This window comes from Halopseudomonas sp. L-58 (genome assembly GCF_056859475.1).
In genome coordinates, this window is sequence record NZ_JBSXON010000085.1 from 95526 (window position 1) to 109187 (window position 13662).

Here is a 13662-nt window from a genome sequence, read left to right on the forward strand (position 1 = left end):
AAGATTGCAGAGAGTCTAGACACCTGCGTGTGACATCGGAATTTGGATGCCGGCAATGCGCCCGGGGTCACAGCACGGCCCCGCATTCACGCACCCGACCAGCAATACGCTCCGGCAAGCGGGCCTGACACGCCTTGAGCGTATGCCCTATGGCAGCCAGAATCGCCTCCTCATCTGCCGAACCGTGGCTTTTCATCACCACGCCGCGCAGACCAAGCAGGCTAGCCCCGTTATAACGTGCCGGGTCGTGGCGCTCGCGCGTGCGCCGGGTGGCATGCAGCACCAGCGGTGCCAGCCAGCGCAGCAACCAGCTATCCGCCACCGCACTGCGCAGCTCCGCCTGCAGGTAGCCCGCAACCCCTTCGCTGGCTTTCAGCAGCACATTACCGACAAAGCCATCACAGACCACTACGTCCGCCTCACCCCGAAACAGGCCATCACCCTCGACCGAACCAACGTAATTGATCGCCGGGCAGACCTGCAGCAACGCAGCCGCCTGACGTACCTGGCGATTGCCCTTATGCGTCTCGCTGCCGATATTCAGCAGTCCGACCCGCGGCGCCGGGTTACCGCTCAGCTCAGCGGCCGCGGCAGCGCCCATGATCGCAAACTCGACCAACTGTTCGGCCGGGCAATCTACGTTCGCACCCAGATCAAGGACATGACACAGGCGCCCCGATACCGGCAATGCGGCCATGATTGCAGGCCGACGAATACCCTCAAGGGTGCCCAGCACCGCACGCGCAAGCACCATCAGCGCACCGGTATTGCCCGCACTCAGACAGCCATCAACCTGCCCGTCCCGGACCAGCTCAAGAGCAACACGCATGGAGGCATCGCGCTTACCGCGCAGCACGCTGGCAGGCGGATCATCAGCGAGAATCTGTTCACGGGCAGGACGAAATGACAGACGATCAGAATCAACAGCAGCACTACTCAGCAGGGGCTCGACGATGTCGGCAGCACCAACCAGAGTAATATGCAGGAAGGGGTACAGCGAGAGACTGCGCAGCGCAGCAGGGACAATGCAGCGGGGACCGCGGTCCCCGCCCATCACATCAATCGCAATGCGGATTGACGTGGACAAGACTTATTCGTCGTTGTCCTTGTTGATCACCTGACGACCACGGTAGAAACCGTCAGGGGAAACGTGGTGGCGCAGGTGGGTTTCACCAGTGGTCTTGTCGACGGACAAGGCGGAGGCGGACAGGGCATCATGCGAACGACGCATGCCGCGTGCGGAACGGGACTTTTTGTTCTGCTGAACAGCCATGACTAATAAGCTCCTAAGCTCAGGTATCGCGTTTTAATTTGGCCAGCACGCTGAAAGGATTAGGCTTCTCAGACTTTTCCTCCAGCTCCGCCGTCTCAGGGCGATACCCTGGCGGATGCTGACATGTTTGTTGCGGATGCATCGGAACTGCAGGCAAAGCCAGGAGCAGCTCGTCCTCGATCAGCGCATGCAGATCGAGCGGTTCATCACCCACAATAACCGGTTCATAGTGACGCGGAAGCTGTTTTGCCGCCTCGTCGCTCGTTACAAACCCCACATCACACTCGCTGTCGATCGGCACGACAACCTGCTCAAGACAACGCTGACACAACAACGGCGCATCGACCTGATAATGACCATGCATGGTTGCTATGCGCTGCTCGTCCCGGGAAAAGTACAGTTCAACCTGAACTTCTCCAGTCGCGGCCTGCAACACCGCCGAAAAGCGCTCAAGACTGCTCACCTTCACTACGCCTTTCAGCGTAATTCTGCGGTCAACCAGTCGAGCCGGTTCGATGTGCGGGGGTATGGTTCCAGACATAAGCGCGCAATTCTAGGGGCACAAACCCCGCCTGTCAAAACTATTTAAGCCCTTGGGCATGCCGTTCGGCAGCTCGCACAACAATCATCCCAGCCGCTACCATAAGCACCTCAACCCAGCGGAGATACAACATGCAAAAACTGGTTCTTGCTTCCAGTTCACCATACCGCAAGAGCCTGCTTGAACGCCTTCGACAGCCGTTCGAGTGCGCCTCGCCGGATATCGACGAAACCCCGCAGCCGGGCGAAACCGCCGAGCAACTCACCCAGCGCCTGGCCCGAACCAAAGCACAGACACTGCGCAGCCGATTCAGCGATCACCTCATCATCGGCTCGGATCAGGTCCTGCTGCTCGATGGGGAACCCGTCAGCAAGCCAGTGAGCCACGCCGCCGCAGTCGACCAACTGACCCGCAGCAGCGGCCGCACACTGACCTTTTCAACAGCCCTTTGCGTCCTGAACAGCGCAAACGGTCACGAACAAACCTGCATCGAGCCCGTGCACGTCACCTTTCGCGACCTGAACCCCGAGGAGATCGAGCGCTACCTGCAACTTGAGCAACCCTACGACTGCGCCGGCAGCTTCAAGTCGGAGGGACTCGGCATCACCCTGATTGCACGCATCCAGGGGAATGACCCGACCAGCCTGATCGGACTGCCATTGATCCGCCTGCGCGCCATGCTCGCGAACGAAGGCCTCAACCTACCCTGAACTCAGCGCAGCGACGGACCTTGCAACCCGAGGCGCGTCGCCAGCTCCGCTCCGACACTGGCGCCCAGCTGGCGAGTAAAGCGCTGCAGCGGCGACTCCTGACGGGTGAAATCGACCAGATCCTCAGCACCGATCACATCACGTGCAACGGCAGACGTACTCGCCAAACCATCAACCAGACCAAGCTCCAGCGCCTGCTCACCCGACCAGACCAGACCGCTGAACATATCCGGCGTCTCTTTCAGCCGATCTCCACGCCCCACACGCACACTGCGAATAAACTGCTCATGGGTGGTGTTCAGCACCTGCTGCCAGAAGGCACGCTCATCGGGCTTTTCCGGCTGAAACGGATCCAGGAACGCCTTGTGCTCGCCGGCGGTATAGGTACGCCGCTCGACACCCAGCTTATCCATGGTGCCGACAAATCCGAAGCCGGCAGCAGTTACCCCGATCGAACCCACAAGACTGGCCTTATCGGCATAGATTTCATCTGCAGCGGAGGCAATGTAATAGGCACCCGAGGCGCCAATATCGGTAATAACCGCATACACCTTCACATCCGGATGCAGTGCGCGCAGCCGCTTGATTTCGTCATAGACGTAACCGGACTGCACTGGACTTCCACCTGGACTGTTGATTCGCAGCACAATGCCCTTGGTGTTTTCATCTTCAAACGCCTCGCGCAAGGCTCCGACCAGGTTGTCGGCACTCGCCTCCTCCTGATCGGCAATCACGCCGCGCACCTCAATAACCGCCGTATGCGGTCCTACCGCGGCAGAGGACCCCAACTGCCCAAGGGGCGACAACAGCGCCAGCGCCACAAACAGATAGGTAAAGGTCAGCAGCTTGAAGAAAATCCCCCAACGGCGTGACCGCCGCTGCTCCTGCAGCGACGCATTCAGTGTACTTTCAAGCAAAGCCCACGCCTTGGCGTCCTCAACAGCGCCCTTGGAGTCAGCCGTAGACACCATTTCACCTTCAGTCCAGCGATCACGATCCATTACAGCCTCTCAGTCCGATTACCTGCCAATCAGCACGCTGAGCACGCAGCCACAACGGCAACTCGGCAAACACATCAATACAATGCAAGGGCGCACAAGCCAGCAGCTGCGCCCGCGATTGAGCGCCATAGCTGACGGCGACCGAACGCATCCCGGCATTATGTGCCATCTCAATATCAAAACTGCTGTCGCCAACCATCAGCGAGCGCGCGGCAGAGGTCTCAAGCATATCAACCAACTGGTGCAGCATGGCAGGATCCGGCTTGCTCACCGCCTCGTCAGCACAGCGCGTTGCATCGAAATAATCGAGCATATCGTGCTGCTCGAGAATTCGAGCCAGGCCCTTACGCCCCTTGCCTGTGGCCACCGCCAACCTGAACCCCTGCTCACGCCAGGTATCAAGCGCCTCACGCACACCAGGGAACAATGACACGCTTGTCTGATCCTCAGACAGATAGATATCGCGGTAGGCCTCGACCACAACGACATGCAGATGAGACTGCTGCGGAAACAGCCTGGCCGCCGCCTCGGACAGACTCAGACCGATAATCCCGCGCACCGCATCCGAAGCAGGCACATCGAGCCCGACCGCTGCCGCTGCGCGTTGCATGACACTGACGATATGACCAACCGAATCAGCCAACGTGCCATCCCAATCAAAAATCAGCGTATCAATTGCCGACATTGGCCAGCCTGCGCAGCGTTTCATCCCACATCGGACCCGGCTCGGCCTCAACTTCCAGCATGCTGCCATCAGCCATTTCCACCGACAGCGAGCGCGCATGCAGAAACAAGCGCTTGCCGCCCAGCTCTCGCAACTCGCGGGAAAAGTCATCATCACCGTACTTGGGGTCGCCACCAATTGGATGCCCCGCATACTTGGCATGCACTCGAATCTGATGAGTGCGACCGGTAATGGGCCTTGCCTCGACCAGGGTCGCGTAATCGGCAAACCGCTGCAACACCTTGAACTCGGTCAGACTCTCCTTGCCGGCCGGATCCACCTCAACCATACGCTCGCCGGAGCGCAGATTATTTTTCTGCAAAGGCGCATGCACCTTTTTTGTCGACCCGGGCCAGCGCCCGCGCACCAGAGCCCAATACCGCTTGTTGACACCATCACCCCGCAGCGCCGCATGAAGATGCCGAAGCACACTGCGCTTTTTGGCAATCATCAGGCAGCCGGAGGTATCACGATCAAGCCGATGGACCAGCTCCATTTGCGGACAATCCGGACGCAACTGGCGCATTGCCTCAATAACGCCGAAATGCAGACCGCTACCCCCATGAACCGCCAGGCCAGCCGGCTTGTTCACCACAACAATTCCCTTGTCTTCAAACAGGATATTCTGCTCGAGCGCATTGAGAATGCCCTGCCCGACCAGCACCGGCTCGTCAGGCGCCGGCAGACGCACCGGCGGGATGCGCAACTGGTCGCCCGCCTGCAGGCGGTAGTCCGGCTTGACCCGACCCTTGTTCACTCGCACCTCGCCCTTGCGCAAAATGCGATAGACAAGCGTCTTGGGAGCCCCCTTGAGGCGCGTAATCAGATAATTATCGATGCGCTGCCCCGCCTGATCGGCAGAGATATCATCGAATTGGACTTGGGCAGGCAGTTCTGGAGAGGTGTTTTTCATCGGCGCATCATACAATTTTTCATTCAATTGAAGCACTTAAAAAATACTGCTATAGTCCGGCGAGCTGCCAATTCTGCAGCCGGGGATCTCAGGTCAAAACCACCTGCCAAACCCCAGAAACAACCACATGCAGCCCGGTCGCAGCAGGCAACACCCGCCGCCGACAGGACTCATGCTTACACCCTGGCCATCGTGATGAAGGCCAGAACATTAACCCGCTACCGACCAACAACGGAGCGGCACCCGATTCAGATGGGTACGTGTTTAGGTGGAGATGCACAGCTTCAGGATGATGTGACGAGCGTAGACACTTGCCAAACAGCGTGTCCCCGTCCCCAGTCCAGCTGATTCCTCCCCAAGGATTCCCGGCAGCCGCGCAAGGTGCGACGGCTGTATGGCTCGAAGGCCCCCGCAGACAATGCGCTGACACCCTAGAGCCCCTTCCGGCAGCCACCCGCTGCCGCGCCCGCCAGAACCGTTCTGCCGGGGGTCCAGAAGCAGTTTCTCTGTATGCAGTAGCTGTAACAGATTGAACTGTCGCCATAACCTGGCGATGTGAACTCTGCATCTCGGCCGAGTGCCGATGACAGAAACACACCTGACACCGAACCAGAGAGTCGCAGGTGCCGTGCCCGTGTAGACCGGAAAGCATCGGAAACACAACGGTACTTCATGAAAAGAATGCTCATTAACGCAACTCAACCCGAAGAGTTGCGTGTCGCCCTGGTAGATGGTCAACGCCTCTACGATCTGGATATCGAATCCGGCGCTCGCGAGCAGAAAAAGGCCAACATCTACAAAGGCCGTATCACCCGCGTCGAACCCAGCCTGGAAGCCGCCTTTGTCGACTTCGGCTCCGAACGACACGGCTTTCTCCCGCTCAAGGAAATCTCCCGCGAATACTTCTCCAAACAGGTCGAAGGTCGCGTCAACATCAAAGACGTTCTGAAAGAAGGCCAGGAAGTCATCGTCCAGGTCGACAAGGAAGAACGCGGCAACAAGGGCGCAGCCCTGACCACCTTCATCAGCCTCGCTGGCCGCTATCTGGTGCTGATGCCGAACAACCCGCGTGCCGGCGGCATTTCCCGACGCATCGAGGGTGAAGAGCGCAATGAACTGCGCGAAGCCCTGAACAGCCTCAACGTCCCTGCCGATATGGGCATGATCGTGCGCACCGCAGGCCTTGGCCGCAGCGCCGAAGAACTGCAATGGGACCTTGACTACCTCCTGCAGCTCTGGGAAGCCATCAAGGGTGCCTCCGAAGAACGCAAGAGCCCGTTCCTGATCTATCAGGAAAGCAATGTCATCATCCGCGCCATTCGTGACTATCTGCGCCAGGACATCGGTGAAGTGCTGATTGACAGCCCAGAGGTCAAGGAAGAGGCCCTTAACTTCATCAGCCAGGTCATGCCGCAGTACGCGAGCAAGGTCAAGCTGTATGAAGACCCCGTGCCGCTGTTCAATCGCTTCCAGATCGAAAGCCAGATCGAGACCGCATTCGAGCGCGAAGTGAAGCTGCCGTCCGGCGGCTCTATCGTAATCGACCATACCGAAGCCCTGGTCTCCATCGACATCAACTCCGCCCGCGCAACCAAGGGTGGCGATATCGAGGAAACCGCACTGCAGACCAACCTGGAAGCGGCTGAAGAGATAGCCCGCCAGCTGCGCCTGCGCGACATTGGCGGCCTAATTGTTATCGACTTCATCGATATGACGCCGGCCAAAAACCAGCGCGCCGTTGAGGAACGCGTTCGCGAGAGCCTGGAAGCCGATCGCGCCCGCGTTCAGGTTGGCCGCATCTCTCGCTTTGGCCTGCTGGAAATGTCTCGTCAGCGCCTGCGTCCGTCGCTGGGTGAAACCAGCGGTATCGTCTGCCCTCGCTGTAATGGCCGCGGCACCATTCGCGATGTCGAATCGCTGTCGCTGTCGGTTCTGCGCCTGATCGAAGAAGAAGCCCTGAAGGAACGCACAGCCGAAGTCCGCGCCCACGTGCCGGTACCGGTTGCCACCTTCCTGCTGAACGAAAAGCGCGATGCTCTGGCCAAAACCGAAGCACGCACCCGCGTGCGCGTACTGGTTCTGCCAAACCCGCACATGGACACCCCGCATTTCGATGTCCAGCGCCTGCGCGACGACCACGAATCTGTCCTGAACGGTGAAACCAGCTACAACGCCACCAGCACGATTGAAGTGGAAGAGCCGGCTCCGGTTAGCCAGACCCGCGCCATCGTACGCCAGGAAGCCGCCGTCAAGGCACTCTCCCCTGCACGCCCCGCGCCGACTCCGCCGGCTGCCGTTGAAGCGGTTCAGGCCGCCCAACCCAATCTGTTCAAGGGCCTGATCAAGAGCCTGGTCGGCCTGTTTGCCAGTGAGCAGCCTGCGGCCGAGCCTGCCAAACAGCAGGAGCAAGCCAGCAGCGAACCGAAGCGCGAGCGCAGCAGCCGCAACGCCGACGAGCGCCGCAACAACCGTAACCGCCGTCAGCGCGGCGAGCGCGGTGAGCGCGGTGAGCGTGCAGAACGCCCTGAACGCAACGAACGCAGCGAGCGCGGCAACCGTCAGGACACTGAGCGCAAACAACAGCCGCGCACCGAGCGCAGCAACGAAGCAGAAAGCACAGAAGCGCGCAACGAGGGTGGCAATCAGCAGCGCCGCCGTCGTCGTCCGGCTCCTGCTGCTGCGCCACAGGCGGATACAGAGCAGCAGAGCAGCCGCGAGGACAGCCCCGTCCAGGAGCGCCCGCAGCGCGAGCGTCGGCCGCAACAGCCGCGCCCCGAGCAGACTGAGCCGGTCGAGCAGATCGAAGATCAGGTCAGCGCCGCCGATGTGGCCGACGAAAGCGTCAGCGCGGAAACCGACGCCGGCGAAGGTGAACGCCCCAAACGTCGCTCTCGCAGCAGCCAGCGCCGCCGCAACAACCGTCGTCGTCCGCAAGCCGAAGGGACCGATACCGAGAGCCAGGGCGATAACGCAGACGCAGCAACCTCAGCCTCAGCTGACAGCAACCCGGACGCAGCCAGCATTGCAGCAGTAGCGACAGCAACCGCCAATACCGGGGACGCACCGGCCGAGGGCAAGGCTGATGACGAGCAGCAGGCCGAGGTTACCGACCTGCAATCACCGGTCGAAGCCAGCCTGAGTGAAGCGGCAAGCAAGGCAGAGGCCTCCATCGAGACAGCCGTTGAAGCCTTCAGCCAGGCTCAGCCGCAGGAAGCCAGCATCGAAGCTGAAGCCAAAGTCGAAGCTGAGGCCAAGACCGAGAGCCAGGAGAGCGAAGCACCGGTAGAAAGCACCGAGGCAGCGGTCTCCAGCGAGCCGGCAGCGGTCGAACAGCCAGCCGAAGAGCCAGCGCCTGTCGCGCAGGTAACTGCAGAGGTGGAACCCAAGGTAGAAGCCAGCCAGCAGCCGGCAGCAGAAGTACCTGCAGAAGCGCCCAAGGTCGAAGCCGTCGCCGAGCAGCCGGTTCAGGCCGAAAGCAGCATCCCCGCCCTGACAGAGAGCGGCCGCGCCTACAACGACCCACGCGAGATTCGCAAGCGCCAGCTTGAAGCCAAGCGTCAGGCCGAGGAAGAAGCGGCCAGGGCCGCACAGGTACAGCCTGAGCAACCTGCCGCGCAGGAAGCCGGTGTCGATCAGCCTGAAGCGCCGACAGAGGCTGTCGAGCAAAAGGCTGCAGAGGTAGAGCCGAGCCAGCCTCAACAGGTTGATCTGCTCACCGATGCTGCTGCCGAGCAACCTGCAGATGCTGCAGCTGCCGACGAAGCCGTGCAGGCCGACGCTCAGGTAGAGCCATCGCCAGAACAGGCCGAGACGGAACAAGCGCCGCGCAAGCCTGAGCCGACAGAGGGCGACAAGCCCTGATAGTCGGCAACGAAAAAGGGGATGCAATGCATCCCCTTTTTTATGCGCCCAATATCTTCACCACCAAGGTTATAGACCGACCACCGGCGGCTCCTGCTCGAGCATTACACCGTAACGCTGAAACACGTCCTGCCTGATTTTCTCGGCCAGCCCGAGTACCTCGGCACCACTACCTCCGCCCGGATTGACCAGTACCAGCGCCTGCTCACTGTGCACGCCGACCGGCCCCTCTCGATAGCCTTTCCAGCCCGCCTGATCAATCAACCAGCCCGCCGCCAGCTTTACCTGTCCGTCAGCCTGCGGAAATTGCGGCATCGCCGGGAACCGGGTGGCGAGCTGATCTGCCGCCAAGCCCGGGACCAGTGGATTCTTGAAAAAACTTCCCGCATTGGGCACGACGGCCGGGTCCGGCAGCTTGCTTCGCCGAATCGACATGACCAGCTCGGCGACAACCCTTGCATCCGGCCGACTCAGGCCCGTCGACGCCCAGGCCGCAGCGAGCGGCGCGTAATCCACTCGCAACTGGGCACGCGTGTGCAAACGCAGGCGAACACGGAGAATGACAAAACGCCCGGCGGCACGCTTGAACACGCTGTCACGATAGGCAAAATCGCACGCATCACGGGTAAAGCAGCGAATTTCGCCGGTCTCGCGATCAAGGGCATCCAGGCTGTCAAACAGATCACGCACTTCGACACCGTAGGCGCCAATGTTCTGCACTGGCGCAGCGCCCACCGTACCCGGAATCAGCGCCAGGTTCTCCAGCCCGCTCAAGCCAAGATCCAGCGACCAGCCCACGAGACGATGCCAGTTCTCCCCTGCCTCGGCCTCGATCAGCACGTCACTGCCCCGGCGCTGCAAAATCCGCCGCCCCCGACTGCACATCGCTACGACGAGCCCCGAAACAGGACCCGCCACCACGATGTTGCTACCACCTCCCAACAGGGTAACCGGCCAGCCACGCGCGTCAGCCTGCGCGAGCGCTTCGCGCAGCTCGACGTCAGATTCCACCCGCACCAGATACTCGGCGCGTTCGCGAATAGCCATCGTGTTGAACGGTTGCAGCTCAGCGTTGGTCTCCAGCGTCAGCATCCGTTGTGCGCCTCATCCAATAGCCCGGCGGAGGCCGCCTCCAGCATGTCCAGCACCTGCTCAAAGCCTTCATCACCACCGAAATACGGATCGGGTACCTCTGCGGACAAGGACGGCGCATAACTCATGAACAGCCGAATTCGGGCAGCACAGTTGGCTGGCGCGACCCGCAACAGGTTCTCCAGGTTGCTGCGATCCATCGCCAGTATCAGATCGAACTGTTCAAAGTCGTCTGCGCACACGGCGCGGGCACGCTGGGCACTGAGATCGTAACCGCGGCGGCGGGCTGCCAGCTGGGCCCTGCGATCAGGCGCCTCTCCGGCGTGATAGCCGCCGGTACCGGCCGAATCCACCGTGTAGTGCGCCTGCAGCCCCCGTTCGGCGAGCATGGCCTCGAACACACCCTGCGCAGTAGGCGAGCGACAGATATTGCCCAGACAAACAAACAGAACTCGAGTCATGCCGACCCCAGCAGTGCCCGCACCCGCTCGAGATCCTCGGCGGTATCGACACCAGCCGGCAATGTCTGGCAGGCATCAGCGACGTGAATACGGGTACCGAACCAGAGCGCACGCAATTGCTCAAGTGACTCGGCCGTTTCCAGCGGACTGGCAGGCCAGCCAACGTAGGCATGAAGGAAGCTGACCTTGTAGGCATAGATACCCACGTGGCGACGGAACGGAATGGCATCCGGCAACGCCGCCGGGCCGTTTGCAAACTGATCACGACACCAGGGCATGGGCGCTCGACTGAAGTACAGCGCGTAGCCCTGATGATCACAGACCACCTTGACCGCATTGGGATTGAACAGGGTCTCGCTGTCGTGAATCGGCTCAGCAAGGGTCGCGATACCTGCGTCCTGCGCCGCGATCAGGTTGGCCGCCACCTGATCAATGACCGCAGGCGGAATCATCGGCTCATCACCCTGCACATTGACCACACAGGCGTCGTCCGGCAGACCCAGCTGACTCACTACTTCCTGCAGGCGATCAGTCCCGGTCGGATGGTCCGCCCGGGTCATGATTGCCCTGGCGCCAAAACCAGCACAGGCATCCATGATGCGCTGATCATCGGTGGCCACAATCACCGAGGCTGCACCGCTCTTGCACGCCTGCTGCCAGACATGCTGGACCATCGGCTTGCCGTCAATCAGCTGCAATGGCTTGCCGGGTAATCGGGTGGAGGCATAACGTGCCGGGATGATGACGTGGAACATGTTCAGTCACCCAACTTTTCATCGGCATCCAGAGCCCGCGCTTCGGTTTCCAGCATCACCGGAATACCATCGCGCACGGGGAACGCCAGGCCGTCGGCGCGGCACCACAATTCCTGCTTGTCGTTACTCAGCACCAGCGGCCCCTTGCACAAGGGACACGCCAGTACATCCAGCAATTTAGGGTCCATCAGTTACTCCTGCTTGATTTCATCGGAAGGAGAAGGCAACAGGCGGTACAGCGCCGCCGCGAAAGCCTCACTCAATTGAGCCTCAACACTCAGATACCACCAGTTTTCTTGCGCCTGCGGCGCGCACTTCACCGCATCCTTCTCGGTCATCACCACCGGGCGGTCCGTCGGAAGAACCGACAGTATGGACGCGTCGTAATGCGCGTGGTCGGGAAAGATACGGGTATCAAAATCAAAGGCCAGGTCATCGAGGGTGCGAAAAAAGCGCTGCGGATTGCCGATGCCGGCCATGGCTGTCACCTGACGTGGCCCGGACCAGCGCGCCGCGGCAACCCGCTCCCCGGTTACCAGATTGACCAGTGCCCGAGGCAACAGTTGCATGCCAAAGCCATCGACCGCATCGCCGGCGGCACCATTTCTGACCACCAGATCAACCGACTCCAGTCGCTCGGCCGGCTCACGCAGTGGCCCCTCAGGCAGACAGCGCGCGTTACCCAGCCCACGCTGCTGATCCAGCATGACCAGCTCGACAGTGCGCCCCAGCGCGTAATGCTGCAAACCATCGTCGCTGATAATCAGGTTTACATCCGTGGTGGCGAGCAGATGACGCGCAGCGGCGGGCCGATCAGGGTCAATCACCACTGGCACGCCACAGCGGCGGACCAGCAAGGCTGGCTCGTCACCACAGACCGCAGGATCATCGGTGGCAGACACGCTCCACGGATAGCTCGGTGGCCTGGCGCCGTAGCCACGGCTGACCACCCCAACCCGATAGCCACGCGCACGCAGATACTCGACCAGCCACACCACCATCGGCGTCTTGCCAGTGCCGCCTACCGTGATATTGCCAACCACGATCAGCGGCACTGGCGGCTGCCACTGCGCGCGCGCACCGGTCAGATAAGCCTGTCTGCGACGCACCGCCAGACAGCGATACAGGGCAGAAAGAGGCCGCAGCAGAGCCAGCCAGGCAGCCTTGTCATACCAGGCACGCAGCAGCCGCTGCTCCAGCGAGGGCCCGCTCACTGCTGCGCGTCCGCCTCGGCTTCACTGGTGGTCAGGCGCAGGCGATTGAAACCGAGCTGACCGGCGGCGTCCATGGCGGTAATGACATATTGGTGCGGGGTCTGGGCGTCTGCACTGATCACCAGAGGGATCTGGCTGTCACCTGCGGACTCTTTTTGCAGCGCCGCCATCAGGGTCTTGAGGTCGGAGCTGATCAGGGTGCGTTCATTCAACGCCATCTCACCTGCCGCGTTGATGGTAAGTTCCAGCTGTTTGACGGTACGGTCTTCCACCCGCTCACCCGATACGGCCTCCGGCAGATCAAGCTTCAGCTGGGTTTCGCGGGTAAAGGTGGTGGACACCATGAAGAAGATCAGCAGCAGAAACACCACGTCGATCAGCGGTGTCAGGTTGACGCTGACCTCTTCTATCTTCTGCCGGCGAAAGTTCACGCTCAGGCCCCCTTTGCGCCGGTCGCAACCTTGCGGCCGTTGCCGTTGCCGTTGCCGTTGCCGTTAAAGTCCACCTCGCGGTTACCCTGCATGACTTCAACCAGCTTGGTCGCTTCCTGCTCCATGGTGACGACCAGTTCGTCCACGCGGCGCACGAAAAAGCGGTGGAAGAACACGGCAGGAATGGCGACCGTCAGGCCGGCTGCCGTTGTAATCAGCGCCTTGGAGATGCCACCCGCCAGCACGCCGGTGTTGCCCGTGCCCTGGATCATGATCGCGCTGAACACGTCAATCATGCCGATCACGGTACCCAGCAAGCCGAGTAGCGGCGTAATGGCTGCAATGGTCCCAAGGGTATTGAGGTAGCGTTCCAGTTCGTGCACCACCTTGCCGGCGGCTTCCTGGATACACTCTTTCATGATCTCGCGACCGTGACGCGAGTTGGCCAGCCCCGCAGCCAGAATCTCACCCAGTGGAGAGTCGGCGCGCAGCGTCTTGAGTTTTGTCGAGTCCAGTTGACCATCCTTGACCCATCGCCAGACCTGTCCAAGCAGATTGGCCGGCGCCACTCTGCCGCTGCGCAGCGTCCATAGACGCTCGATAACAATGGCCACCGCGATGACTGACGACAGGATGATGGGCAACATCAACCATCCGCCAGAACTGATCAATTCCCACACAAGCGA

At 60.9% G+C, this 13662-nt stretch carries 15 protein-coding genes; 2 read left to right on the forward strand and 13 right to left on the reverse strand.

Annotation, left to right across the window (positions count from 1 at the left end; genetic code table 11):
- Positions 1-67 precede the first annotated feature (67 nt).
- The 3 genes from plsX to AC13EY_RS17165 are packed head-to-tail and all read right to left on the reverse strand — an operon-like array spanning position 68 to position 1736.
- Complete coding sequence (plsX, locus tag AC13EY_RS17155) at positions 68-1087, reverse strand: phosphate acyltransferase PlsX (protein WP_285678111.1); 1020 nt, start codon at positions 1085-1087, stop codon at positions 68-70.
- A gap of 3 nt (positions 1088-1090) precedes the next feature.
- Positions 1091-1273, reverse strand: coding sequence for a 50S ribosomal protein L32 (rpmF, locus tag AC13EY_RS17160; protein WP_088275389.1), 183 nt, complete (start codon positions 1271-1273; stop codon positions 1091-1093).
- Between the two features lie 19 nt (positions 1274-1292).
- The gene (locus AC13EY_RS17165) at positions 1293-1736 is read right to left on the reverse strand and encodes a YceD family protein (RefSeq protein WP_160003160.1); all 444 of its coding nucleotides are present in this window, start codon (positions 1734-1736) and stop codon (positions 1293-1295) included.
- Positions 1737-1945: 209 nt separating this feature from the next.
- Here AC13EY_RS17165 and AC13EY_RS17170 point away from each other — a divergent pair, with 209 nt between their 5' ends.
- Entirely contained in the window at positions 1946-2524 is a 579-nt protein-coding gene (locus AC13EY_RS17170) for a Maf family protein (protein ID WP_088275393.1), read from the forward strand.
- Positions 2525-2526: 2 nt separating this feature from the next.
- Here the strand turns inward: AC13EY_RS17170 and sppA are convergent, their stop codons facing one another.
- Genes sppA through rluC form a run of 3 tightly spaced genes read right to left on the reverse strand, consistent with a single transcriptional unit; the run spans position 2527 to position 5162 of the window.
- Positions 2527-3495 (reverse strand): signal peptide peptidase SppA, encoded by a 969-nt coding sequence (gene sppA, locus AC13EY_RS17175; protein WP_285678116.1) that lies wholly within the window; start codon positions 3493-3495, stop codon positions 2527-2529.
- A 19-nt stretch (positions 3496-3514) separates the two neighbouring features.
- Positions 3515-4210, reverse strand: a complete 696-nt coding sequence (locus AC13EY_RS17180; RefSeq protein WP_285678112.1) for an HAD-IIIA family hydrolase — start codon at positions 4208-4210, stop codon at positions 3515-3517.
- Entirely contained in the window at positions 4197-5162 is a 966-nt protein-coding gene (gene rluC, locus AC13EY_RS17185) for a 23S rRNA pseudouridine(955/2504/2580) synthase RluC (RefSeq protein ID WP_482876925.1), read from the reverse strand. The genes AC13EY_RS17180 and rluC overlap by 14 nt, the downstream gene beginning before the upstream one ends.
- A gap of 672 nt (positions 5163-5834) precedes the next feature.
- Here rluC and rne point away from each other — a divergent pair.
- The gene (gene rne / locus AC13EY_RS17190; protein ID WP_482876927.1) at positions 5835-9023 is read left to right on the forward strand and encodes a ribonuclease E; all 3189 of its coding nucleotides are present in this window, start codon (positions 5835-5837) and stop codon (positions 9021-9023) included.
- A 69-nt stretch (positions 9024-9092) separates the two neighbouring features.
- Here rne and murB read toward each other — a convergent pair whose 3' ends face one another.
- Genes murB through AC13EY_RS17225 form a run of 7 tightly spaced genes read right to left on the reverse strand, consistent with a single transcriptional unit; the run spans position 9093 to position 13656 of the window.
- On the reverse strand, positions 9093-10115 hold the full coding sequence (gene murB, locus AC13EY_RS17195) for a UDP-N-acetylmuramate dehydrogenase (RefSeq protein WP_482876929.1): 1023 nt from the start codon (positions 10113-10115) through the stop codon (positions 9093-9095).
- Complete coding sequence (locus AC13EY_RS17200; RefSeq protein ID WP_482876931.1) at positions 10109-10576, reverse strand: low molecular weight protein-tyrosine-phosphatase; 468 nt, start codon at positions 10574-10576, stop codon at positions 10109-10111. The genes murB and AC13EY_RS17200 overlap by 7 nt, the downstream gene beginning before the upstream one ends.
- The gene (gene kdsB / locus AC13EY_RS17205; RefSeq protein WP_432649132.1) at positions 10573-11331 is read right to left on the reverse strand and encodes a 3-deoxy-manno-octulosonate cytidylyltransferase; all 759 of its coding nucleotides are present in this window, start codon (positions 11329-11331) and stop codon (positions 10573-10575) included. Before kdsB ends, AC13EY_RS17200 begins: the two co-directional genes overlap by 4 nt.
- Positions 11332-11333: 2 nt before the next feature.
- On the reverse strand, positions 11334-11519 hold the full coding sequence (locus AC13EY_RS17210) for a Trm112 family protein (protein WP_088276460.1): 186 nt from the start codon (positions 11517-11519) through the stop codon (positions 11334-11336).
- Positions 11520-11522: 3 nt separating this feature from the next.
- Positions 11523-12545 carry a tetraacyldisaccharide 4'-kinase gene (gene lpxK, locus AC13EY_RS17215; RefSeq protein WP_335600388.1) on the reverse strand — a complete coding sequence of 341 codons (1023 nt, stop codon included), beginning with the start codon at positions 12543-12545 and terminating at the stop codon, positions 11523-11525.
- Positions 12542-12976, reverse strand: a complete 435-nt coding sequence (locus AC13EY_RS17220) for an ExbD/TolR family protein (protein ID WP_088276463.1) — start codon at positions 12974-12976, stop codon at positions 12542-12544. Before AC13EY_RS17220 ends, lpxK begins: the two co-directional genes overlap by 4 nt.
- A gap of 2 nt (positions 12977-12978) precedes the next feature.
- Positions 12979-13656, reverse strand: a complete 678-nt coding sequence (locus AC13EY_RS17225; protein ID WP_482876934.1) for a MotA/TolQ/ExbB proton channel family protein — start codon at positions 13654-13656, stop codon at positions 12979-12981.
- Between the last annotated feature and the right edge of the window lie 6 nt (positions 13657-13662).